The organism is Nocardiopsis aegyptia (assembly GCF_013410755.1).
Classification (GTDB): Bacteria; Actinomycetota; Actinomycetes; order Streptosporangiales; family Streptosporangiaceae; genus Nocardiopsis; species Nocardiopsis aegyptia.
The window spans coordinates 1,135,339-1,157,407 of record NZ_JACCFS010000001.1; the positions used below are offsets into that span (position 1 = coordinate 1,135,339).

Annotated in this window: 21 protein-coding genes and 2 tRNA genes; 1 reads left to right on the top strand and 22 read right to left on the bottom strand. The window is 71.9% G+C overall.

Annotated elements, in window-relative coordinates:
* Window positions 1–75: 75 nt before the first annotated feature.
* The 13 genes from HNR10_RS05205 to HNR10_RS05265 all read right to left on the bottom strand — a co-directional run bounded on the left by HNR10_RS05205 (window position 76) and on the right by HNR10_RS05265 (window position 11,406).
* Window positions 76–603: an EF-hand domain-containing protein gene (locus tag HNR10_RS05205; RefSeq protein ID WP_179821273.1), complete on the bottom strand. Its 528-nt coding sequence runs from the start codon at window positions 601–603 to the stop codon at window positions 76–78.
* Window positions 604–807: 204 nt separating this feature from the next.
* Window positions 808–1,278: a DUF6917 domain-containing protein gene (locus tag HNR10_RS05210; RefSeq protein WP_179821275.1), complete on the bottom strand. Its 471-nt coding sequence runs from the start codon at window positions 1,276–1,278 to the stop codon at window positions 808–810.
* A complete protein-coding gene (locus HNR10_RS05215; protein ID WP_179821277.1) occupies window positions 1,275–2,201 on the bottom strand; it encodes a Gfo/Idh/MocA family protein in 927 nt (308 codons plus the stop codon). The genes HNR10_RS05210 and HNR10_RS05215 overlap by 4 nt, the downstream gene beginning before the upstream one ends.
* The gene (locus HNR10_RS05220) at window positions 2,198–3,277 is read right to left on the bottom strand and encodes an Ldh family oxidoreductase (RefSeq protein WP_312889126.1); all 1,080 of its coding nucleotides are present in this window, start codon (window positions 3,275–3,277) and stop codon (window positions 2,198–2,200) included. Before HNR10_RS05220 ends, HNR10_RS05215 begins: the two co-directional genes overlap by 4 nt.
* Window positions 3,278–3,631: 354 nt before the next feature.
* Window positions 3,632–4,960: a M20/M25/M40 family metallo-hydrolase gene (locus tag HNR10_RS05225; RefSeq protein ID WP_179821280.1), complete on the bottom strand. Its 1,329-nt coding sequence runs from the start codon at window positions 4,958–4,960 to the stop codon at window positions 3,632–3,634.
* Window positions 4,957–5,892 carry a sugar phosphate isomerase/epimerase family protein gene (locus tag HNR10_RS05230; RefSeq protein ID WP_179821282.1) on the bottom strand — a complete coding sequence of 312 codons (936 nt, stop codon included), beginning with the start codon at window positions 5,890–5,892 and terminating at the stop codon, window positions 4,957–4,959. Before HNR10_RS05230 ends, HNR10_RS05225 begins: the two co-directional genes overlap by 4 nt.
* The gene (locus HNR10_RS05235; RefSeq protein WP_179829544.1) at window positions 5,873–6,907 is read right to left on the bottom strand and encodes a Gfo/Idh/MocA family oxidoreductase; all 1,035 of its coding nucleotides are present in this window, start codon (window positions 6,905–6,907) and stop codon (window positions 5,873–5,875) included. The genes HNR10_RS05230 and HNR10_RS05235 overlap by 20 nt, the downstream gene beginning before the upstream one ends.
* A 298-nt stretch (window positions 6,908–7,205) precedes the next feature.
* A complete protein-coding gene (locus HNR10_RS05240) occupies window positions 7,206–7,523 on the bottom strand; it encodes a hypothetical protein (protein WP_179821284.1) in 318 nt (105 codons plus the stop codon).
* Between the two features lie 168 nt (window positions 7,524–7,691).
* A complete protein-coding gene (locus HNR10_RS05245; protein WP_179821286.1) occupies window positions 7,692–8,711 on the bottom strand; it encodes a glutathione S-transferase family protein in 1,020 nt (339 codons plus the stop codon).
* Between the two features lie 160 nt (window positions 8,712–8,871).
* Window positions 8,872–8,945: transfer RNA gene (locus HNR10_RS05250), tRNA-Pro, on the bottom strand.
* Window positions 8,946–9,233: 288 nt separating this feature from the next.
* Window positions 9,234–10,235, bottom strand: a complete 1,002-nt coding sequence (locus HNR10_RS05255; RefSeq protein WP_246406066.1) for a coiled-coil domain-containing protein — start codon at window positions 10,233–10,235, stop codon at window positions 9,234–9,236.
* A 353-nt stretch (window positions 10,236–10,588) separates the two neighbouring features.
* A tRNA-Pro gene (locus tag HNR10_RS05260) sits at window positions 10,589–10,662 on the bottom strand.
* 228 nt (window positions 10,663–10,890) lie between these two features.
* Window positions 10,891–11,406 carry a DUF523 domain-containing protein gene (locus tag HNR10_RS05265; RefSeq protein WP_179821288.1) on the bottom strand — a complete coding sequence of 172 codons (516 nt, stop codon included), beginning with the start codon at window positions 11,404–11,406 and terminating at the stop codon, window positions 10,891–10,893.
* Window positions 11,407–11,525: 119 nt separating this feature from the next.
* Here HNR10_RS05265 and HNR10_RS05270 point away from each other — a divergent pair, with 119 nt between their 5' ends.
* The gene (locus tag HNR10_RS05270; protein ID WP_179821290.1) at window positions 11,526–12,980 is read left to right on the top strand and encodes an MFS transporter; all 1,455 of its coding nucleotides are present in this window, start codon (window positions 11,526–11,528) and stop codon (window positions 12,978–12,980) included.
* 90 nt (window positions 12,981–13,070) lie between these two features.
* Here HNR10_RS05270 and der read toward each other — a convergent pair whose 3' ends face one another.
* From der to HNR10_RS05315, 9 genes are all read right to left on the bottom strand, one after another.
* Window positions 13,071–14,510 (bottom strand): ribosome biogenesis GTPase Der, encoded by a 1,440-nt coding sequence (der, locus tag HNR10_RS05275; protein WP_179821292.1) that lies wholly within the window; start codon window positions 14,508–14,510, stop codon window positions 13,071–13,073.
* Between the two features lie 286 nt (window positions 14,511–14,796).
* Entirely contained in the window at window positions 14,797–15,501 is a 705-nt protein-coding gene (gene cmk / locus HNR10_RS05280) for a (d)CMP kinase (RefSeq protein WP_179821294.1), read from the bottom strand.
* Between the two features lie 80 nt (window positions 15,502–15,581).
* Window positions 15,582–16,787 (bottom strand): prephenate dehydrogenase, encoded by a 1,206-nt coding sequence (locus tag HNR10_RS05285; protein ID WP_179821295.1) that lies wholly within the window; start codon window positions 16,785–16,787, stop codon window positions 15,582–15,584.
* A 70-nt stretch (window positions 16,788–16,857) separates the two neighbouring features.
* Window positions 16,858–17,220, bottom strand: coding sequence for a chorismate mutase (gene aroH / locus HNR10_RS05290; protein WP_179821297.1), 363 nt, complete (start codon window positions 17,218–17,220; stop codon window positions 16,858–16,860).
* 103 nt (window positions 17,221–17,323) lie between these two features.
* Window positions 17,324–19,192 (bottom strand): pseudouridine synthase, encoded by a 1,869-nt coding sequence (locus HNR10_RS05295; protein ID WP_179821299.1) that lies wholly within the window; start codon window positions 19,190–19,192, stop codon window positions 17,324–17,326.
* Window positions 19,179–19,769 (bottom strand): SMC-Scp complex subunit ScpB, encoded by a 591-nt coding sequence (gene scpB / locus HNR10_RS05300; protein ID WP_179821301.1) that lies wholly within the window; start codon window positions 19,767–19,769, stop codon window positions 19,179–19,181. The genes HNR10_RS05295 and scpB overlap by 14 nt, the downstream gene beginning before the upstream one ends.
* Window positions 19,766–20,599 carry a segregation and condensation protein A gene (locus tag HNR10_RS05305; RefSeq protein WP_179821303.1) on the bottom strand — a complete coding sequence of 278 codons (834 nt, stop codon included), beginning with the start codon at window positions 20,597–20,599 and terminating at the stop codon, window positions 19,766–19,768. The genes scpB and HNR10_RS05305 overlap by 4 nt, the downstream gene beginning before the upstream one ends.
* Before the next feature lie 121 nt (window positions 20,600–20,720).
* Window positions 20,721–21,107: a hypothetical protein gene (locus HNR10_RS05310; RefSeq protein ID WP_179821305.1), complete on the bottom strand. Its 387-nt coding sequence runs from the start codon at window positions 21,105–21,107 to the stop codon at window positions 20,721–20,723.
* Window positions 21,104–22,063: a ParA family protein gene (locus HNR10_RS05315; protein WP_053618684.1), complete on the bottom strand. Its 960-nt coding sequence runs from the start codon at window positions 22,061–22,063 to the stop codon at window positions 21,104–21,106. Before HNR10_RS05315 ends, HNR10_RS05310 begins: the two co-directional genes overlap by 4 nt.
* Between the last annotated feature and the right edge of the window lie 6 nt (window positions 22,064–22,069).

A 22,069-nucleotide genomic window follows, 5' to 3' on the forward strand; every position in this document is an offset into this window, starting at 1 on the left:
GCGGCGTCCCCCTGTCGGGGGCACGTGGACCGTGGCGGGGCCGGACCGGCCGGCCCCGCCACGGAGCTCGTCGGATCAGGCGCCGAGCAGCGGGATGTCGTTGCGGCCGAGGTGGTAGTCGCGGACGGCGTCGACCAGCTCCGACACGGAGAGCTGACCACTGCCGTCGGCGTCCAGCTGGCGGAACGCCTCGTCCGCGGCGCTCTGGTCGAGGCCGATGGCGTCGAACCACTTCGCCATCTCCGACGGGCTGACCTCGCCGTCGTTGTCGGTGTCCAGGACGTTGACGATCGCCTGGATGGTCGGGGCCACGACCGAGGAGAATCCGGCGTCGCCCTTGCTGATGATCTCCTGCTCGGCGACCCGGAGGAACTCCGCCTTGTCCATCCGGTTCGTCCCGGCCGCGTTGGCCAGGTGGTCGAACATGGCCAGGTAGGCCCGCTTGAGCTCGGTGCCGGCGGCGCTGCCCTGCGCTCCCAGAGCGTTGATGATGCCGTCGGCCTCGCTCTCGAAGTCCGAGCGCTCGATGACGCCGTTGCCGTTCGAGTCCCAGAGGCGGAAGCGCTCTTCGAGACGGGTGTTCTCCTTGACTCCAACTGCCATGACACATTTCCTAACTGTTGAATTCAGGCAGCCCTTTTAAAGGCACCTACGACGAATGCAGAATTACGTGGGAGGCCATCGGAATTCCGACGGCGTCTGCAATAGAGATACTACCTGCCACTCAGCCCGCAAAACAGCCGCCCACAGGATTTTCTTGCTGTTTTCTGCAACCGGACGACGAAGTCCATTCACAGTGATAAACAATTAAGAAATATTCGGACAAAGGGTCGCCGCCGACCCTTGGCCGACGGCTTGCGGATCGGCCTCGGCCCCGCCCTGCAGGAACTGCAGCGGCTCGCCCGGACGCAGCCCCAGATCCCGGCCCGTCCGCACCGGATCGGCGTGGACGAGCACGTTGTAGTGGTTGGGGAAGTGGCAGGCGTCGAATCCCAGGAGCACACCGACCCGGCGCGCGCCGACCCAGAGCTCGTCGCCCCGGTCCAGCACGCCCGCGCTGGTGATCTCGGCGAATCCCAGGAAGCCGACACGGTCGATACGCGTCCCCTCCCGGGTTCCGGTGTGGTCGGTGAGGACCAGTTCGTGGACCTCGCCCGCGCGCACGCACCGGCTCGCGAACGGTTCGAGCCGCATGCCGCGCTCCGTACGCCGGTGCACGAGCACCTTGACCAGGGTCGCCGTGACGGCCCGCTTCGCCCCGTCCTCGTGCGGGTTCATCCGACCACCTCCTCCGCGACCGGCTCCTCCAGCCGGTAGGCCTCCTCCACGAGCCGCAGGGCCGCCAGGCCGCCGGCCCCCTCCTCGGATCCGCACCGGACACGCCGCTCGAACGCGTCGATGATCCCGTCGTACTCGTGCCAGAGGGAGTCCTTGAAGCCGGGGTGGCCGGCCAGCATGTCGGCGGTCAGCGTCCGACCGTCCGCCAGCCGGGCCTCGACGTCCTTGCGCTCGCCCGCGTAGGACCAGTCGAGCAGGACCCTGGCCCGAGCACCGCCCGCGCGCAGAGCGATGTCGGCCCGCCGGTCGGTCCCCCCGCCGTCGCGGACGATCCGTGCCGAGACGGCTTCGGCCGGGCCGAGCAACAGGTCGACGAGGTCGAAGGCGTTGGGTCCGTTGTCGGCGACGCATCCGCCGCCGCACCTGCGCGCGTCCAGGTACCAGGTGTCGGTACCGGCGTGCTCCTCGATCCTTTCGAGGTAGCGCACGGTCAACTCCGCGACCCGGGCGCCGGCCAGTGCCGCGCGCAGCCGCGCGACCTCCGCGTTGTAGCGGCGGTGGAAGGCGGTGAACAGGGGCACCCCGCGCTCGCGGGCCAGCGCCGACAGCGCCTCACCCTCCGCGACGTTCAGGGCGAGCGGCTTCTCCACGCACACGGCCACCCCGCGGGCCAGGGCGTCGGAACAGACACGGGCGTGCACGTCGTTGGGCGCGGTCACCACGACGGCGTCCACCCCGCCCTCCTCCAGCAGCCGCAGGTGGTCGGTGTACCCGGGCACCGGACCGGCGTGGGCGGCCAGCACCGCGGGATCGCGGTCGCACACCGCCACCAGCCGAGCCGTCGACGACCCCTCCAGTGCTCGCAGATAGAACCGTGAGATCACGCCGAGGCCCACGACCCCGACTCGCAACGGGCGCGTCATCGCTCCTCCAAGGGCTCGGGCGCGGCCAGGCCGGCGCGCGTGGCGACCCCGGCCAGTTCCGCGTACAGGTCGGCGTCGAGCGGGACACCCGAGCGCAGGCACTCGCGCGTCCGCTCGTGCTCGTGCCACCCCGGATAGCGCACCGGAGCGGACGGGTCGACGGCGGGGCAGTCCAGCAGCGCGCCGAACAGCCCCTCGGCGTCGGCCGCGGTGCCGTCCCGCAGTGCTCCCGGAGCGACGGCCGCCACGAGGAAGCCGATGTCGTCGTCGCGGCCGCTCGGGCCCCCGTCACCGGAGAGCGCGTCGGTGCTCGGGCCCATGCCGGCGCCGGGCACGAGGGCGGCCAGGACCTCCACCATGAGGCCGAGGCCGAACCCCTTGTACTGCCCGGCCTCGCCGCCCAGCCACATCAGGTGCGCCCGGCCGGCGTCGAAGGCGCCGGGATCGGTGACCGGCGCGCCCGCGTCGTCGCGCAGCAGTCCTTCGGGCAGCACGCTCCCCTCGCGGGCCGCCTGGCGGACGCGGCCGGTGGGGGCGGCCGTGGTGCTCATGTCGAGCAGGAAGGGCGGGTGGGCCCCGGCCGGCGCCGCGACGCTGAGCGGATTGGTGCCCAGCATCGCCACAGCGCCGCCGGGGGGACGGGCGATGCGCTGGCGGCCGCAGTTGCTCGCGACCAGCCCGATCATGCCCTGGTCGACCGCGCGCAGCGCGTGGTGACCCGCACAGCCCAGGTGTGTGGCGCCGCGGACCGCCACCACGCCGATCCCGTACACGGCGGCGCGCTCGACGGCCGTGTCCATGGCCGCGCCCGCGGCCCACAGGCCCAGGGCCCGATCGGCGTCCAGGAGCAGGGCCGCGCCGCGGTCGCGCAGTGTGCGGGGCCGGGCGTTCGGGTCGACCCGCCCGTCGTCGAACAGGGGGAGATAGAGACGGGTCAGGTTGGCGAGTCCGTGTGAGCGCATCCCGGCGAGGTCGCCGTGGCACAGGGCCCGGGCGGCCTCACGCGCCCTGTCCGGTGCCAGCCCGCGGTCGGTGAAGACGGCCGCGGTGAAGGCGAGCAGGTCGTCGTGGCGCACACGGACGGTCGGCGGCCGTTCAGGTGGGGGTGACGAGGTCGGTGGTGCTGTGGGGGCAGTGGGGACGGTCGGGTTCACGGGCCTCCTCCGTTCAGCGGTACGGCAGGGACGGCAGGCGCGCGGGCCTGCGCCCGGTGGTGCTGTGGGGGCAGCGGGGACGGCTCGGTACGCGAGCCGACAGGCAGGTGCGGTGGGGGTGGTCGCGGGCATGCGGCGGCGGCCGGGGTGGTCGTGGGCGGTCGGGCCATCGCGTGGTCGGGGCTGGTCGAGGGCGGTCGCTTGGTCGGGGGGGGTGGTGGATGGCCGGGGCGGGCGTTTCTCCTCGGTCGTCGGGTCTCCGGTCGGGGATCGGTTTCACCGGCACCCGGTCGTGTCGTCGGAGAAGGCGAGCAGCAGTCGGGTCACCGCCGCGGCGAAGGCGTCGAGTTCGTCGGCCCGCGCGTACTCGCCCTGGGCGTGCGCGTTGTTGGCCGACAGGTCGCCGGGGCCGAGGACCACGGTGCAGGCGTCGGCGACGTCCGCCATCCAGATGGCGTCGCAGGTGAAGGCCGGTTCGTCGGTCGGCCAAGGACGGATCCCGGCACCGCGCAGGAGCGCGTGTCCCCAGGAGTCGCGGTCGTCCAGGACCGGCAGGCCGCGTTTGAGCCACTCCAGCCGAGTGATGTCGCGTGCGTCGGCGGCGGTGCGGGCGAACAGCGCGGTATCCCCGAAGGCCTTGGTGAACGCGTCCAACCCGTGGTCCAGGGCCTCGTGCACGGCCGCCTCCAGCAGGCGGCCGGCCGCGGACGAGGTGTAGGAGAGGTTGAGCAGCAGTGCCCCGCTCCCGTAGACCCTGTTGTGCAGGTCGCCCGTGCGCAGTCCGGCCACGCACACGGCGCCCCGGGACGCCTCGTGGTCGAGTGCCCGGCCCAGGTACTGGGCGAGGAACCCCAGGAGCACGCTGGCGTTGTGCCCGTCCGCGGGGCGGTCGTCGATGGTGCCGGTGCCGTCGACGGTCACGCGTGCGGTCATCGCCGCCGTGCTGCGCGGCAGGAACCGCAGCCCGGTGGGCTCGCAGAAGACGTTGAGCCGGCCGGTGTGGCCGCGTTCGACCAACGGCCGGGTGCCCAGGACGCCCATGGCCCCGCCTTCCTCTCCCGCCACGGCCTGGATCAGCACACCGACCTCGCGCCCGAGAGCCGGGCGCAGCGCCCTGGCGGCGCGGACGCCGGCCAGCAGCGCCACCGCGGGCCCCTTGGCGTCGATGGCCCCGCGTCCGTGGAAGGACGTGCCGTCGAAACGGACCGGCTCCTGCCCGGCGACGGTGTCCACATGCACGTTGAACATCACCGTGCGCTCGGTCGGCAGGTCGGGCCCCAGCCGCAGGACGAGACTGGGCTGGTCGGCGAGGAAGCCGGGCGCGTTCCGTGCCTCGCGCACGGGAGCGGGGACGTCCGCGCGCTCCAGGTCGGCGGGGTCGGGGCAGGCGTGGAAGAGCGTGCGAAAGCCCGTCTCGCCCGCGTGGCGGGCGTACTCGCGCTGCGCCTCGCGCAACCGCGGCGGCGGTCCTTCCGGGCCGGTCTCCAGGGGACCGGCCGTGGGCAGCCGCAGCAGGCGCAGCAACAGGTCGTGGTCGGCCGGCGTGAGCGCCGCGGCCGCGGGGGCGGGCACGGAGCCGGGCGCGTGGTCGGGCTCGTGGCTCATCCGGTCCCTCCTTCGTGCGGGACCGCCGTGTCCGTCTCCGCGCCGACCTGGTCCAGGAGGCGTTCCAGCGCGCGACCGTGGGCCTCGAAGCCGGTGCCGTCGCCCTGCCCGGCGCCGGAGCCCTCGTGCGGACGCAGGCTGATGTGCGGTTCGATGGACAGCGCCCCGTCGTAGCCGTGCCCCGCCAGTGCCTGTAGGACGTCGACGACCCCGGCCTGGCCGGCGCCCGGCAGCACGTACTCCGCCGTGCCGTCGGGTCCGGCCACCGCGTCCTTGACGTGGACGTGCACGACGAGGTCGATGAGGGAGCGCAGCATCGGCGGCACGGCGTAGCCGTGCGCGACCCCGTTGCCGGTGTCGAGCAGCAGTCGCAGCGCCGGACTGTCGACGCCGGTGACCAGATCGAGCATGCGCTCGGCGTCCTCGCCCGCCCACCCCGTACAGTTCTCGTGCGCCAGTACCAGCCCGGCGTCCTCCGCGCGCAGAGCGAGCTCACGCAGCCGGGTCCGCGCTCGTGCCCCCCACTCGGAGGCGGGCAGGCCGCCCGAGGCGTAGGACATCACACGCACGAGGCGGGTGCCGAGGAGGGCGCAGCGCCGGGCCAGGACGTCGAGTTCACGGACGTCGACGGCGAAGTCGCCGGTGACCGGCCGGGACCAGTCGCCGATCTTGGACGCGACGCAGACCACGCCGACACCGGCCGCGTGGATGCGCTCCGCCGTTCGGGCGAAGGCCCCGTCGTCCATTCCGGCCACGGGGACCCCACCGACCGTCCGCAGCTCCAGGAGCTGCCAGCGCAGGCGTGCCAGTGCGGCCAGTTGGCCGCCGAGGTCCGGGGCGGCCTCGTCACCGATCCCGGCCAGGGCGGGCCGGAAGGGCCTCCGTGCGTGGGCGGGCGCGTCGGCGGCGGACTCAGCCGATGCTGGGGACACTGTGCGCCTCCTCGGTCGGACGGGTCTCGGATTCCCGCACGGCGCACAGGTCCTTGGCCTCGGTGAGCAGCCGCACGGTGTCGACCTGCACCGGCAGCGTGCCCGGACCGTAGGGGGACCTGCGGTAGCGGGCGTAGGCACTGACGAAGAACGCGGGCAGCGCGTCGTCGGCGAACACCGACCGCGAGGTCTCGTGCCCGGCGACGGCCACGCGCAGTTGGGCGGTGTGGTCGGTCTCGCCGCAGGGGTAGTGGCCGGTGAGGGTGGCTCCCTCGAACTCCAGGGTGATGCGGCGCTCGCGCACCGGCGAGGTCAGGTCGGAGTCGATCTCGGTGCGCACGCCGGAGTGGTGGTCCAGTCGGAGCCTGGCACGGCCCAGGCGGGGCAGGCGCATCCGCTCGGTGGCCATGTCCTCCCAGGCGGCGGTGACGAGCCGGGCGCCCCCCGCCAGGGAGAGGGCCACTGCCAGCGAGTGGGGGACCTCCACGTCGAAGGCGGTCGGGTGTCCCGGGGCCTGGGCGCTGCGGGTGAAGCGCGGCTTGTTCTGCACGACCCGGATACAGCGCAGCCGCCCGTGGTCGCGTCCCTCCACCGCGGTGCGCAGCCGCCGGGTGAGGGCGCTGTCCAGCCACTGGGTGCTGACCGTCAGGTCCAGCCCCCAGCGGCGCCGTACGCGCGCCACGGCCGCGAGTCCGGCCAGGTCCAGGGCCAGAGGCTTCTCCACGATGATCTTGCGGTACCCGAGCCGGCCCAGGCGGTCGAGCATCCCCGAGCGGAGGTGGGGCGGGGTGCACAGGTGGACGACGGAGCGGTGCGGCGGAGCGCGTCGGACGGCTTCCTCCAACGAGTGCGCCATGACGGTGCCGGGGACCGGCTCCGGGCCGAGGAAGGGGTCGAAGGCGGTCACGGGTCCCGGTGCGACGAGGTCCGGAGCCACCGCGCGCGCCTTGGCCAGTGACGGCAGGTGCAGTCCTTGCCCGGACCTGCCCAGACCGACCACGAAGCTGTGGAGCATCCTGGACAACGCCTTTCCCGGTCGAGTGCGGTGATGTTCTCCGTGCGAGCGAAAGGGACGCACGGAAACGGCGCGGGAAACCGGTGGAGACGACCAGGGGCCATATCTCCACCGGCTCCTCGCGAACCGCATTCAGAATCGTCCAGCACACCGGGAACGTCAAAGGGTCGAACCCGGTCATGGGACCGAAATCCAGAAAACGGATCCGTGGATAAGGCTTCTATAATTCACTACAAAAGAAGCCTTCTACTTCATCCACATGAAATCCCATGAATTCAAGCGAATCAGGACATGTCAGTCACGCCACGGAGATGCTGAACATCCCGCTGGGCGGAGCGTGCCAGCCGTGGTCGGGCGCGACCGTGACGCCGGGGCCCCAGCAGGCCGGACCGGCGTGGATGTAGACGTCGGCGTCGGTCCGGTTGATCACGACGTGCGCGGTGGGCGGCAACTGCCGGCAGCTACCGGACGCGGGGTCCTGGTAGGTGGTGAGCTCCTCGAACTCGGTGGTGAAGACGATGACCTCGCCGGTGGCGGCGTGGGCGGGACCGGTGCTGACGAGCACCGTCACGGCGGCGGCCGCGAACGTCGTGGCGATCGCTCGGCACAGCTTCATGGAACCTCCTGGGCGGCTTTTCGTGTGCTTTCGACGCGCCCCGGACCACCTGGTGCCGTCTGCGCCGAGGTGGGGGGCGACTTCATCGTTTGCACACGAAGAGACACACGTCAATCGCCGTGTGTGTCGATCGGGGGATTTCGGACCCGGGGAGGCGTGGGCCGTCGGTCAGGCCGGGGCGGGGACGCGCTCGTCCTCGGGGACCGGGCCGGGCGCAGTGCCCGCACCGAAGGGGGCGCCGCCCAGTTCCTCGCGCCCGTGGGCGGTCAGCCACAGGCGGGGGTCGGGTCCGACCGCGACCACCCGCGTGGGGTTGATGGCGGTGTGGACGTAGTAGTAGTGCACACGGATGTGGTCGAAGTGCGTCGTGTCGCCGAACCCGGGCGTCTGGAACAGGTCGCGGGCGTAGGCCCACAGCGCCGGGTACTCGGCGAGCTTGCGGACGTTGCACTTGAAGTGGCCGTGGTAGACGGCGTCGAAGCGCACCAGCGTGGTGAAGAGCCTGATGTCGGCGATGGTGACGGCGTCACCGACGAGGTAGCGGCGCGTGGCGAGGCGTTCCTCCAGGGCGTCGAGCCTGCGGAACACCCCGGCGACGGCCCGGTCGTAGCGCTTCTGGTCGGGCGCGAAACCGGCCCGGTAGACACCGTTGTTGAGGTCCCGGTAGATCTCCCGGCCCAGGGACTCGATCTCGTCGCGCAGCGCCGCCGGGTACAGGTCCGGGGCGCCGTCTCGCGTCAGGCCGCCCCATTCGGTGGCCATGTCGAGGGAGAGCCGGTCGTAGTCGTTGGAGACCAGGTGCCCGTCGGCCGTGTCGACCAGTCCCGGGACACTGACGCCGCCGGTGTAGCCGGGATCGCGGGCCAGGTAGGCCTCGCGCAGGGCGTGGATGCCCAGGACCGGGTCCCTGTCGCCGGGGCTGCCGGTCTCCTCGGTGAACACCCAGTGGGGGTCGCCCTCGATGATCTCCTGGCGGGGGTCGGTGACGGCCAGGGAGACCGCCTCCTCCAGACCCATGAGGCGGCGGACGATGACGACCCGGTGCGCCCAGGGGCAGGCCCGGTTGATGACCAGCCGGAACCGCCCGGGCTCGGCGGTCCGGTCGAACCGCCCGTCCGCGGTCACCCTGTCGGCGAACGCCGCCGGCTCCCGTGTGATCTCCTCGGTGGGGATCTGGTTGGCCCTCATTCTGGCTCCCTCCGGTACGGCCGGCACCCGGTGCCCGCCGGGCCATGCTACAGACCCCCTTCCCGCGGCCCCTCGCACCGGCACCGGCCCGGGCTCCCCTCCGGGAACGCAGAAAAGGGCCCGTCCGACGACGAGCCCTTCGTGACCTGCTACTTCTCTGTCGGGACGGCGGGATTTGAACCCACGACCCCTTGACCCCCAGTCAAGTGCGCTACCAAACTGCGCTACGTCCCGGCCGCTGGGCGGGCGCCGTCTCCGGCCCCGCCAACGGGTAAAACCTTATCGCATTCCCGGAGTGGCTCGAACCGCCAGCCGTCGGGCGCCCGCCCCCTGGCCGCCCCGGCCGGACCGCCCACGCGTCAGGGGACCAGCCCGTCGACCTGGTCGATGTACTCCTCGCCGGAGAGTACGACGACGGTGCCCGGGACCGGGACGACACCCTCGATCGTCGGCCCGCCCGGAGCGGCCGCCACACGGCCGACGGTCCCGGCGGATCGAACCGCGCGCCCCGGGGCCGGCCCGTCAGTAGGACGAGATGTGCACGTGGTCGTAGTGGTTCTCCGTCACGCTGCCGCGGTCGCTCATCGCCACCCACTGGCCGCTGGAGGGCTGCCAGATCCGCTGCTCCCAGATCACGTACTTGACGCCGAGCCGGCTGGCGTTGTCGATCGCGTACTGGGCGATGGCGTTGCCGGTGGAGCGGTTGCCCGCGCTCGGGTGCGTGCCGATCACCGCGACCATGAAGTCGCAGGCCTGACCCGTCCCGTGGTCGTCGGCGCTGTTGCGCGCGCAGCCGACCTCGTAGGGGACGCCGACGTTGAGGATGACCTCGTCGCGGATCGCGGCCATGCGCGGCGTCGCGCCGTCGAAGCCCCAGCCCTTGACGCTCTCGGGGATGGTGCCCGACGTGGCCGAGGACCCGGTCTCCGGTTCGTCGGGGACCTGCTCGGCCTCGTAGCGCTCGATGGCCTCCTCGACCTCCTCGCGCTGCTCCTCCAGGGTCTCGATGAGGTCCTCGGCCTCGGTGAGCTCCGCCTCGGCCTCCTCCGCGGCCTCCGCCCGCTCGGCCTGCAGGTCCACCAGCTCGGAGATCTGCCCCGACTGGGTGCGACCGAGCTGTTCGACGGTGGCCGTGTCCTGGAACATCTGTTCCGGGGAGGAGCTGAAGAACATCTCCAGGGCGGGGTCCAGGCCGAGGCTCTTGTACCGGGACGCGGCGATGTGGACCACGCTGGAACGCGAGCCGTCGAGCTGTTCCTCGACCTCCTCCAGATCGGCCTCGGCGCGCTCGGCGCGCTCCTTGATCTCGGTGAACTGCAGGAGCTCACCGTCGTAGGACTCCTCCAGGTCCTCCGCCCGCTCAGTCAGCTCGTCGATGTCGAGGTCTTCCACGTCGGGTTCCGCGTGGACCGCCGAGGGAGCGACGAGCACGGCGGCCAGCGCCAGCGCCAGGACTCTGGCGCCTGCACGCGATCCTCGGCGGCGCGAGGCATCGGCAGGGGACGGGACGGGGGTCCGGTTCATGCGAGCTCCATGGGTCGTACCGCGAGCGAGCCCGAGACGTGAGAAGCCACTGGGGGCGGGGCGGAGGGAGCCCGGCGCCGGCTCACGCTACTCACGGCACCAGCGTTGAGGTGCCATCGGGTCGGCGGGTGCACAGGAGACAATACGAGATCTTACCGTCATATACCTAATGCCGGTCATGTCCCCCATCGCCACCAGGTGTTCCACACCCTGCACAGGCCGTGTTCCGCGGTCGGGGCGGCACACGGCGGCGCCGCGGCCGGCCTCAGATCCGGTGCGTGCCACCCGTCCCACCGGCAACGCAAAGAGAGGCCCGCCTGTGGCGGACCTCTCCCTGACCTGCTACTTCTCTGTCGGGACGGCGGGATTTGAACCCACGACCCCTTGACCCCCAGTCAAGTGCGCTACCAAACTGCGCTACGTCCCGGCCGCTGGGCGAGTGCCGTCTCCGGCCCCGCCAACAGGTGAAACTCTACCGCACGATCCAGGGCGCTCACACCAGGGTTTCCGGCCCCGGCGGGGCACCGGGCCCTGTGACTCCCGCTGCGCCCACGGCGGCCCGGGGGGCTCCCGTCGGCCCAGTTCCCCCGGCACCGTAGCGACGCCAGAGCGACGCCATACCGGCCCCTCCTGCTCCTACGGCTCCACCGGGCGTTCAGGACCCTCCAGGCTCCGCCGAACCCTCCAGGCGCTCCAGGTGGGCGACGGCCTCGGCGATCTGGTGCTCGTTGAACACGGCGACGCCCCGCTCGGCGAGCAGCCGGGCCGTGACCCCCGCTCCGGGCACCTTGCGGCCCTCGAACGTGCCGTCGTAGACCTCCAGGGACCCGCACGAGGGGCTCGACTCCTTGAGGATCGCCATGACCGCACCGTGGGCCTGGGCGGTCGCGAGCGCCGAACGGGCGCCCGAGACGAAGTGGTCGCTCACGTCGACCCGGTCCGGGGTGAGGATGCGCGCCCGACCGTCGAGGACCGCGTCGGCGTCGGCGCCGGGTTCGATCTCGGCCGGGGGCCGCGGCACCGCCAGTCCGCCCGCGATCTCCGGGCAGTGCACCACGAGCCGCCCCTCCGCCCTCCAGCGGTCGAGCGCGCCGTCCTCGACCGTCTTGGTCCGCCCGTCGTAGCGGACCCGCCGACCCATCAGGCAGGCACTCACGAGCACCTTGAGCATGCGTTCCCCTTCCACGCCTACCGCCACGCTACCGCCGTCACGACACGGGCGATGTCCACGATGTTCTTACTTATGGTGATTAACTATGTGTTCTGAGTGACACTTCCGAGGGGGTAGACGTGAGCGACCACCAGAGCCAGCGGCCACCAACGCTCGTGACCGAGCATCGGACCACACGCAAGGCCGTCACGGCCGCCGCCATCGGCAACGCCACCGAGTGGTACGACTTCGGCGTCTACAGCTACCTCGCCGTCACCATCGGCCTGGTCTTCTATCCGTCCCAGTCCCAGGGCGTCCAGCTCATCGCGACCTTCACCACCTTCGCCGCGGCCTTCCTCGTGCGCCCCCTCGGCGGCCTGTTCTTCGGCCCGCTCGGCGACCGTGTCGGCCGCAAGCAGGTCCTGGCCTTCACGATGCTCCTGATGGCGATCGGCACCTTCTCGATCGGCCTCATCCCGTCGGCCGCCACCATCGGCGTCGCCGCACCGCTCCTGCTGCTCGTCGCCCGCATGGTCCAGGGCTTCTCCACCGGCGGTGAGTACGGCGGCGCCACGACCTTCATCGCCGAGTACGCGCCCGACCGCCGCCGCGGCTTCCTCGCGTCCTGGCTGGAGTTCGGCACGGTCAGCGGATACGTCGGCGGCGCCACGATCGTCACCGTCATGACCCTGCTGCTGGGCTCGGAGACCATGACGGACTGGGGATGGCGCGTGCCCTTCCTGCTCGCCCTGCCGCTGGGCGCGGTCGGCCTGTACCTGCGGCTGAGGCTGGAGGAGACACCGGTCTTCGCCCAGGACACCGAGGGCTTCGCCAAGGACGCCGAGGGGCACCGCCGCAAGGGCCAGTTCAGGGAGACGATCCTCGGCCAGTGGCCCGCGCTCCTGCTGTGCGTCGGGCTGGTCATGGTCTTCAACGTCAACAACTACATGGTGACGGCCTACCTGCCCACCTACCTCGACGCCGAACTCGGCTACAGCTCCACCCTGGGCCTGGTCATGACGCTGACCGCCATGGCGTTCATGCTCGTCGCGGTGACGTTCTTCGGGCGGCTGAGCGACCGCGTGGGCCGCAGACCCGTCCTGCTGTCCGGGTGCCTGTTCTCCATCGCGCTGTCCCTGCCGGCGTTCTGGCTCCTCCAGCGCGGCAGCCTGGTCGCGGTCGCCCTCGGCGTGCTCGTCCTGGCCGTCACCCTGGTGCACTTCTCCGGCAGCGCCCCGGCCTCGCTTCCCGCGCTCTTTCCCACCAAGGTCCGCTACGGAGCACTGGCCATCGGGTTCAACGTCTCCGTCGCGCTGTTCGGCGGTACGACACCGCTGATCGCCGAGTCGCTCGTCCAGTCGACCGGCAACCTGTACTCACCGGCGTGGCTGCTCATGGTCGCGGGCGCGGTCGGCCTCGTCGTGGTGTGGCGGATGAAGGAGAGTGCTGGGCGCCCGCTGCCGGGGGCGCCGCACATCCCGGTCCCCGACCGCGATCCCGCGCTCTCCGCCCAGCTGCCCTACCCGAGGAAGGGAGCGGACGGGGAACCCCTCCCGCGGCCGAGCAACGTCCGCCGCCTGCCCACCGACGGCTGACCCGGGAACGGGATCGGACCACCGGGACCCGGACACACGGCGGGGGCGCCTCCCCACGGGAGGCGCCCCCTCTGCGCGTCGTCGGCCGGCTCAGCGGCGGCCGCGCGGCTTGCGGTCCGGACGCACGCTTCCCTTGGAGGCGCGCCCCGGGGTCGCGCCCTTCTTCTCGCGGATGCGCATGCTGATGTGCAGCGGCGACCCCTCGAACCCGAAGTCCTCCCGCAGGCGGCGCTCGATGAACCGGCGGTAGTTCTCCTCCAGGAAGCCCGTCGTGAACAGGATGAAGTGCGGCGGACGCGCACCCGCCTGCGTCGCGAACAGGATCTTGGGCTGCTTGCCCCCGCGCACCGGAGGCGGCGTGGCCGCCACCAGCTCCTTGAGCCAGTTGTTGAGCTGACCCGTCGGGATGCGCTGCGCCCACCCGGCCAGGCTCGTCTCGATCGCCGGGACGAGCTTCTCCATGTGGCGGCCGGTCTGCGCGGAGATGTTCACCCGCGGGGCCCAGGAGACGCGCGCCAGCTGGCGGTCGATCTCCTTCTCCAGGTAGATCCGGCGCTCCTCGTCGAGGATGTCCCACTTGTTGAACGCCAGGACCAGGCCGCGCCCGGCCTCCACGACCTGCTCCACGACCCGGATGTCCTGCTCCGCCAGCGGCTCGCTGACGTCCATCAGGACCACGGCCACCTCGGCCCGCTCCAGGGCGGAGCCGGTGCGCATGGTCGCGTAGTAGTCGGCCCCCTGCAGGGCGCGGAACCGGCGGCGGATGCCGGCGGTGTCGATGAACTTCCAGGTCTTGCCGCCGAGCTCGATCAGCTCGTCGACGGCGTCGCGCGTGGTCCCGGCCACCGAGTCCACGACGACCCGGTCCTCACCGGCGAGCCGGTTCAGCAGGCTGGACTTGCCCACGTTGGGCCGCCCCACCAGGGCGATCCGGGACGGGCCGTCCTCGTCGTCCTCGTCGGTCGAACCCTCCGGGGTCTCGGGGAAGGCGGCCACGACGGCGTCGAGCATGTCGCCCGTGCCGCGCCCGTGCAGGGCGCTGATGGCGAAGGGCTCCCCCACCCCGAGGTTCCACAGGTCCAGGGCGTCCGACTCCTGCATCTGCCCGTCGACCTTGTTCGCGGCGAGGACCACCGGGCGCTTGGTCGAGCGCAGGACGCGGGTCACGGCCGCGTCGGCGTCGGTGATGCCCACGGTCGCGTCGACCACGAACAGGATCACGTCGGCGGTCTGCGCCGCGTACTCGGCCTGGCGCGCGACCATCGCGGCCAGACCGGTCACGCTGGTCTCCCAGCCGCCGGTGTCCACGAGAGTGAACTTCGCGTTCTGCCACTCGGCGTCGTAGGCGACGCGGTCGCGGGTCACGCCCGGCACGTCCTCGACCACGGCCTCACGGCGGCCGATGATGCGGTTGACGAGGCTGGACTTGCCCACGTTGGGTCGCCCGACCACGGCCACGACGGGCAGGGGCGGCGCCGTGCCGTCCTGCTCCTCGTCGAAGCCGACGTCGGACATGTCGAAGTCACTCATGTACTGCTCTCCCGGTACGTAGGTTCCCGCGCGCCCAGGATGCGTGCCGCGAGAACGTGCATGGTCGGTGTCCGCGCTCTGTCGCGCGGACGTACCGCACGGATGCCGACGGCACCCGTGTACTGGCCACGGGGAAGAACCCCCGTGGATGTTCGTCTGTTCCCCCGAAAGGGGTGATGACGGGTGGTGTGACCGGTCTTACCGGCGAGAACGCCGGAACGGGGGCCGACCACCACGCCCGCCCCCGGGGACACGGCTCCGGGACGGGGTCCCGAGCCGGGGACCGCTACGCCTGGCGCGCCTGACCGGCCTCGTCGGCCAGCTTCACGACCAGGCCGATGACCTCGTCCAGGCTCAGCCCCGTCGTGTCCAGCTCGGTGGCGTCGGCGGTCTGGGTCAGCGGCGAGTGCGCCCGGCTGGAGTCCAGCTTGTCACGCCTGGCCAGGTCGGCCTGCGTGGCGGCGACGTCGCTGGTGCGGACCTCCTTGCTGCGCCGCATCGCACGGGCCTCCGGGCTGGCGGTCAGAAACAGCTTGACCGGAGCCTCCGGCGCGACCACGGTCGTGATGTCACGGCCCTCGACCACGATGCCCGCGCTCTCGCGCCGGGCCGCCTCGATGACCTCGCGCTGGGTGCGCACCAGCAGGGCGCGCGCCTCCGGCACGGCCGAGACGGCGCTCACACTGCCCGTGACGTCCTTGCCGCGGATCTCGGCGGCCACGTCGCGGCCGTCGACGGTCACGGTGGGCGCGGACGGGTCGGTGCCCATCTCGATGACGGGCTGTTCGACGAGCGCGGCCACCGCGGCGGCGTCCTCGACGTCCACCCCGTGGTCCAGCATCCACCAGGTCAGGGCCCTGTACATGGCCCCGGTGTCCAGGTAGCGCAGATCCCGCGCCCGGGCGACGCCCTTGGCCGTGCTCGACTTGCCCGACCCGGAGGGACCGTCGATCGCGATGACGATGCCCTGGTTGCCGTCCTGCACGCTCACTGCCGCTGTCTCCCCGCTACCGTTACCGCCTACCGACGCACCAGCCTACCGTGGCGGCGCCCCGCCCGAACCCCGTCCGCTCACGCCCCCGCGTGCACCGACCAGCCGTCGTCGGACAGCGCCCGGGCGAGCGGGTCCACGGCGGCGGGCAGCACGTACAGCTGGGCCACGCCCAGCGGCAGGCCGGGTGTGTGCTCGATACGGACGTCCTCGATGTTGACCCCGGCGTCGGCCGCGACCGCGAACATGCGTCCCAGCACCCCCGGCTCGTCGGGGATCACGACGGGGAGGACGGTGTAGTCGGGCAGCTTGACCCCGCCGTGCTTGCCCGGCAGCCGCTCCTGGCCGGAGCGGCCACGGGCGAGGAGGTCGCGGACCGGCTCCAGGACGTCGTCCCCGGCACGGTCCGCGGCCCCGGCACTGGTCCCGGCCTCGTGGCCGTCACCGTCACCGGCCGCCTCCCGGACCGCGCCCAGGGCGTGCAGCGCGTCGGCCGTCGCGGCCAGGTCGGCGGCCATCCCGCGCAGGACGTCGGCGACCGGGACCGCGTTGTGCGTGAGGATCTCCGTCCACATGGCCGGGTCCCCGCCGGCGACGCGCGTCACGTCGCGCACACCCTGCCCGGCGAGGGTCAGCGCGGTGTCGTCGCCCGACAGCAGCCGGGCGGCCACCGCGGAGGAGGCCACGTGCGGGGCGTGCGAGACCAGTGCGACCGCGCGGTCGTGCGCCTCGGCCTCCAACACCAGAGGGTCCGCGCCGCACAGCCTCGCCAGCTCGGCGACGGCGGCGACGGCCTCGGAACCCGCCTTGCCCGTGGGGCACAGGGCCCACGAGCGCCCGAGGAAGAGGTCCGCCCGGGCCGCTCCGGGCCCGTGCTTCTCCCGGCCGCCCATGGGGTGGCCGGGAACGAACGTGGCCATGTCGCAGCCGAGCCGCTCGGCCTCGGTGAGCACGCTCGCCTTCACGCTGGCCACGTCGGTGTACACGTGCGCGAGACCGCGGTCCTGGGCGCCGCGCAGCACCGCGGGAATGACCGCCGGCGGCGCGGCGATGACCGCGATGTCGACGGGACGGGACTGCGCCGACTCGTCCAGGACGCTCCCGGCCCCGAGGTCGCACGCCAGGCGCACGGACGCGGCGTCCGGGTCCGACAGCAGGACGTCGACGCCCCGGTCCCGCAGGGCGAGCGCGATCGACGTACCGATGAGCCCCGTCCCGACCACCGCGACGCGGCGCACTGGCGGCCGGTGGTCCGCGGCCTCGTCGGCGCCCTTGCTGTTACCCACTGCTCTCCCGCTCTCCGACGTGCGTGTGTCCTCCCAGCGTAGGTCCTCACCGGGCAGGACGGCCTCCGTGCTACTGCGCGATGTCCAGGCGCAGCGCCTGCGCGCCGCGCAGGTAGACGTGCTGGACCTCCGACCGCGGCCGGTCGGTCTCCACGTGCGCCATCAGGCGCACCACGCGCGGCAGGGCGTGCGGGACGTCGATCTCGCTCGCGCACATCAGGGGCACGTCGGCGAAGCCGACCTTGCGCGCGGCCAGGGCCGGGAACTCGGAGGTCAGATCAGGCGTCGCCGTGAACAGTACGCTGATCACGTCGTCGGTGACCAGCTGGTTGCGGCGCATCACCTCGGAGACCAGTTCGGCCGTGGCCTCCAGCACCTGCTCGCGTTCGTCCGCGTCGACCTGTACCGCACCGCGGATGGCCCGTACCGCCACGTTCGATCCCGCCTCATCCTTGCTCTGTCCGGCCGTCCCCCGGAAAGGGAACGGCGGCCACCGGCACGGAGGGAGTCCGCGCGGTGACCGCCGTCAACTGTATCTACAGGCCCGCGGCCGCGTAGAGTTCGCCCACCTCACGCGAGGTCAGTGCCCGCATGGTTCCCTGCTGGAGGGTGTTCAGGTCGATGGGACCGACCTGGGTGCGGGCGAGGTCGGCGACCGGGTGGCCGACGGCCTCCATCAGGCGGCGCACGATGTGCTTGCGCCCCTCGTGCAGGCGGATCTCCACCATGGCCTTGGGCGCGTCGTTGTCGACGATGCGGAACGAGTCGACCTCGACCGGGCCGTCGTCGAGCTCCACGCCCTTGTTGACCTCACGGACCACGCGCTGGGGAACCGGGCCCGGCACCATGGCCACGTAGGTCTTGACGACCTTGTAGCGCGGGTGGGTCAGGCGGTTGGCCAGTTCACCGTCGTTGGTCAGCAGGATCAGGCCCTCGGTCTCGGTGTCGAGACGACCGACGTGGAAGATGCGCTCCGCGGTCTGGCCGGTGTAGTCGGCCAGCGTCGGACGGCCCTCGGGGTCCCACATGGTGCTGACCACGCCGCGCGGCTTGTTGAGCGCGAAGTAGAGCTTGTCCGGAGCGGTGACGACGCGCATGCCGTCGACCCGGATCTCCGAGGCCTCGGGGTCGACCCGGGCGCCGAAGCGTCGGACGACCTGTCCGTCCACGGAGACGCGGCCGGCGGCGATCATCTCCTCGCTGGCGCGGCGGCTGGCCACGCCGGCGGCGGCGAGGGCCTTCTGGAGGCGGATGCCGCCCTGGACGTCGGTGTAGGAGTCGCGGTCCTCGCCCAGGTGGTCCTCGTCCTGGGGGTTGTAGTCGGCACGCAGCGCGCTGAGGCGCTCGCGGGCCGCCTTGGACAGCTGGCTCTCCTTCGTGACACCCGCCGCGGGGGCGGCGTCACGCTTCTGGGGCCGGTCGTCCGAGCGGCGGTCGTCCCGCCGGTCGCGGTCGCCGCCGGAGGTCCGGCGGTCGTCGCGCCGGTCGCGCGGACCCCGGCTGCCACCGCGGTCGTCGCGCTGGTCACGAGAGCCCTTGTAGCCGCCACGGCCGCGGTCGCCCGAGAAGGAGCGACGGTCATCGCCCTGCTCGCGCGGACCCCGGTAGCCGCCGCGGTCGCGGTCACGGTCTCCGCCGAAGGAACGGCGCTCACCGCCCTGGTCACGGGAACCCTTGTAGCCACCACGGTCATCGCGACCCTGATAGCCACCACGGCCACGGTCGCCCGAGAAGGAACGGCGCTCACCGCCCTGGTCGCGCGAACCCTTGTAGCCACCACGGTCATCGCGACCCTGATAGCCGCCACGGCCACGGTCACCGCCCTGGTCACGCGAACCCCGGTACCCACCACGGTCACGGTCGTCACGACCCTGGAATCCACCACGGTCGCGGTCACGGTCAGCACCGAACGAGCGACGCTCACCGCCCTGGTCGCGCGAACCCTTGTAGCCGCCACGGTCATCGCGACCCTGATAGCCACCACGGCCACGGTCATCACGCTGGTCCCGCGAACCCCGGTAGCCACCGCGGTCGTCACGACCCTGGTAGCCGCCGCGGCCACGGTCGCCGCCACGGTCGTCGCGGCCCTGGTAACCGCCACGGCCACGGTCGCCACCCTGGTCACGCGAACCCCGGTACCCACCACGGTCACGGTCACCACCGAACGAACGGCGCTCACCGCCCTGGTCACGCGAACCCTGGTATCCACCGCGGTCGCGGTCTCCGCCGAAGGAACGGCGGTCGTCTCGGTTGCGGGGGCCCCGGTCGCCGCGGTATCCGCCGCGCCCCCGGTCGTCGCCCCTCTCGCCGCGGCCGCCCTGGCCGCCGCGCTTGTCGTAGTCGCCGCGCTCACCGCGCGGGGCGTCGTCCCGCGCACCGCGGGAACTGTCGTTAGGTGTGCTCACCGGTGTCGTCTAGACCTTCGATGTCGTCGGGGAGGAACGGCGCCAGATCAGGCAGCTCGTCGAGGCCTCGCAGGCCCAACCGTTCCAGGAAATAGGAGGTGGTCCGATACAGCAGCGCACCGGATTCGGAATCGTGTCCGGACTCTTCGATCAGGCCCCTCAGTACGAGGGTACGCATAACCCCGTCGCAGTTGACACCGCGTACGGCGGAGACCCTGCCCCGGGAGACCGGCTGTCGGTAGGCCACGACCGCCATCGTCTCGAGTGCGGCCTGGGTCAGCCGCACCTCCTGCCCCTCCTTGAGGAAGTGCTCGACGACGTCGGCGCATTCGGGCCGCGTGTACACGCGCCACCCTTCGGCCACCGCCCTCAGGTCGAAACCCCGCCCCTGCTCGGTGTATTCCCGGGACAGGTCCTCCAGCGTCCGGGTCACCACGTCCAGGGGGACGTCCAGGGCCCGTGCCAGCTCGTACTCCGACACCGGCTGGTCCACCACCATCAGCACAGCCTCCAGGTCCCGGCGCAGGGTGGCGGGCGCGGAGAGATCACCCACATCGGTCGCGCCGTCGGCGCTCATTCTGCCTCCACGGTGTCGTCGTACTCGGTGTCCACCTCGACCTCGGCGTCGCCGCCGGTCCAGGTCACGATGAGCTCCCCCAGCGGCTCGGGCTGGTCGAAGGCCACGTTGCTCGCCCGGTACAGCTCCAGCAGGGACAGGAAGCGGGCGACGACCTCGAAGGTACCGGTGCAGCCGTCGGTCAGCTCGACGAACGTCAGTCGCCCGTGCTCGCGCAGCGCCGCCACCACGAGCTCGCCCTGCTCCTTGACGGAGGTCTTGGTCTGGTGGATGTGCGTGACCGGGACGCTCGGCGGCTCCTTGGGGGTGAAGACCATCCCCGCGAGCGCGGCGAACTCCTGCGGACCGAGCTTGAACAGCACGTCCGGCCGCATCGCCGCGAACCGCTCCTCCAGCCGCACCGCCCGCGCGTACCTGCGCCCCTGCGACGCCAGCCGCTCGCGCATCAGGGCCGCGACCTCCTTGTAGGCGCGGTACTGCAGCAGGCGCGCGAACAACAGGTCGCGGGCCTCCAGCAGCGCCAGGTCGCCCTCGTCCTCCACGTCGCCGCGCGGCAGCAGCCGGGCCGCCTTCAGGTCCAGCAGGGTGGCCGCGACCAGCAGGAAGTTGCTCGCCTGGTCCAGGTCCCAGGCGTCCCCGTGCGCCCGGATGTGCGCGATGAACTCATCGGTGACCTTCGACAGCGACACCTCGGTGATGTCCAGCTTGTGCTTGGAGATCAGCCCGAGGAGCAGGTCGAACGGTCCCTCGAAGTTGTCCAGGTGCACCTGGAAGGCGTGCTCGTCCACCTCGTCGGCGTCGTCGCCCCCGTGGGCCCCCTCAGCCGCCATGACCGCGGCCCCGCGTCGTCTCACTCATGAGTCAAGGGTGTCACCGGTCGGATCCGACCGGTGACACCCGTGTCCTTCCGTTCCCGGACCGGCACCCCCTCCGATGCCAGTGCGGGTGTGGTCAATCCTCGCTCAGTCGCCTGACCAGCATGCTGGTCTGGCCGTTCTCCTCGAAGTCGGCCAGCAGGACCGCGACAGCCTCGCGGACGAGGCGGCCCCGGTCGGCCGAGAGCCCGTGCTCCGCGCGCAGCGACAGCCGGGTCTGTTCCAGGGCCAGCAGTTCGGGCCCGGAGATGTAGACGGTGATCTTCTCGTCGTGGCGCTGGCGTCCGCTCGGCTTGGGCGCACCGTCCGGCTGGGCGATGATCCTGCGCTTCCGGCGCGCCGTCGTCTCGGGCGGACTCTTCTGCTCCGGTGCCGTGTACTGGCGTTCGGTCTCCACGGGCGCCGCGTCCTCCGCGCCGCCCGAGGGGCGGAAGAACAGCTCGTCCGCCCCCGGTAGGGTCACGCGCCGTGACCGCTGAGAGGCCACCTCGCCAGCACCTCCTTGGCCAGATCCCGATAGGCGTTGGCCCCGGCCGACGACGAGTCGAACCGGGTGATGGGTTCGCCCGCCACGGTGGCGTCCGGGAAGCGCACGGTGCGGTTGATGACCGTCCCGTACACCTTGTCGCCGAACCCGTCGATGATCGTGGACAGCACCTCACGCGCGTGGAGCGTGCGCGGGTCGTACATGGTGCCCAGGAAGCCGTCGATGACCAGGTCCTCGTTGAGGCGCTCCTGGACCTTCTGGATGGTGTCCATCAGCAGCGCCACACCGCGCAGTGCGAAGAACTCGCACTCCAGCGGCACGATGACACCGTCGGCCGCGGTGAGCGCGTTGACGGTCAGCAGGCCCAGCGACGGCTGGCAGTCGATCAGGACGACGTCGTAGTCGTCGATGACCGGGCGCAGCGCGCGGCCGAGCATCTGCTCGCGCGCCACCTCACCGACCAGCTGGACCTCGGCGGCCGACAGGTCGATGTTGCTCGGAATGAGGTCGAGACCCTCGATGTCGGTCTTGAGCAGGACGTCCTCGACCGTCACGTCCCGCTGCATGAGCAGGTTGTAGACGGTCAGGTCCAGTTCGCGCGGGTCCAGCCGGCCGAGGCCGACCGAGAGCGCTCCCTGCGGGTCGAAGTCGACCAGCAGCACGCGCCTGCCGCACTCGGCGATGGCGGCGCCGAGGTTGATGGTGGTGGTGGTCTTACCGACGCCACCCTTCTGATTACACAGTGCTACAATCCGTGCCGGGCCGTGTTCGTCGAGCGGCTCGGGCTCCGGATAGGTCCGTTCCGGTCTTGTCGTGTGCAGATCCGCCCCCGTGTTGCGTGTCGTGCCCCAGGGGTTGGTCACCGGGTCGACGAGGTCCCCCTCGCCGACGGGTGCGGTGTTCGCAGCCACGTCGTCCTCCGACCAGTTCACAACCCT

Coding starts and splice junctions, on each gene's coding strand:
- HNR10_RS05305 (WP_179821303.1), bottom strand. CDS start 20,599: ATGGCGGCTGAGGGGGCCCACGGGGGCGACGACGCCGACGAGGTGGAC.
- HNR10_RS05255 (WP_246406066.1), bottom strand. CDS start 10,235: ATGAACCGGACCCCCGTCCCGTCCCCTGCCGATGCCTCGCGCCGCCGA.
- der (WP_179821292.1), bottom strand. CDS start 14,510: ATGAGTGACTTCGACATGTCCGACGTCGGCTTCGACGAGGAGCAGGAC.
- HNR10_RS05245 (WP_179821286.1), bottom strand. CDS start 8,711: ATGAGGGCCAACCAGATCCCCACCGAGGAGATCACACGGGAGCCGGCG.
- scpB (WP_179821301.1), bottom strand. CDS start 19,769: ATGAGCGCCGACGGCGCGACCGATGTGGGTGATCTCTCCGCGCCCGCC.
- HNR10_RS05210 (WP_179821275.1), bottom strand. CDS start 1,278: ATGAACCCGCACGAGGACGGGGCGAAGCGGGCCGTCACGGCGACCCTG.
- HNR10_RS05215 (WP_179821277.1), bottom strand. CDS start 2,201: ATGACGCGCCCGTTGCGAGTCGGGGTCGTGGGCCTCGGCGTGATCTCA.
- HNR10_RS05235 (WP_179829544.1), bottom strand. CDS start 6,907: ATGCTCCACAGCTTCGTGGTCGGTCTGGGCAGGTCCGGGCAAGGACTG.
- HNR10_RS05240 (WP_179821284.1), bottom strand. CDS start 7,523: ATGAAGCTGTGCCGAGCGATCGCCACGACGTTCGCGGCCGCCGCCGTG.
- HNR10_RS05225 (WP_179821280.1), bottom strand. CDS start 4,960: ATGAGCCACGAGCCCGACCACGCGCCCGGCTCCGTGCCCGCCCCCGCG.
- HNR10_RS05265 (WP_179821288.1), bottom strand. CDS start 11,406: ATGCTCAAGGTGCTCGTGAGTGCCTGCCTGATGGGTCGGCGGGTCCGC.
- HNR10_RS05205 (WP_179821273.1), bottom strand. CDS start 603: ATGGCAGTTGGAGTCAAGGAGAACACCCGTCTCGAAGAGCGCTTCCGC.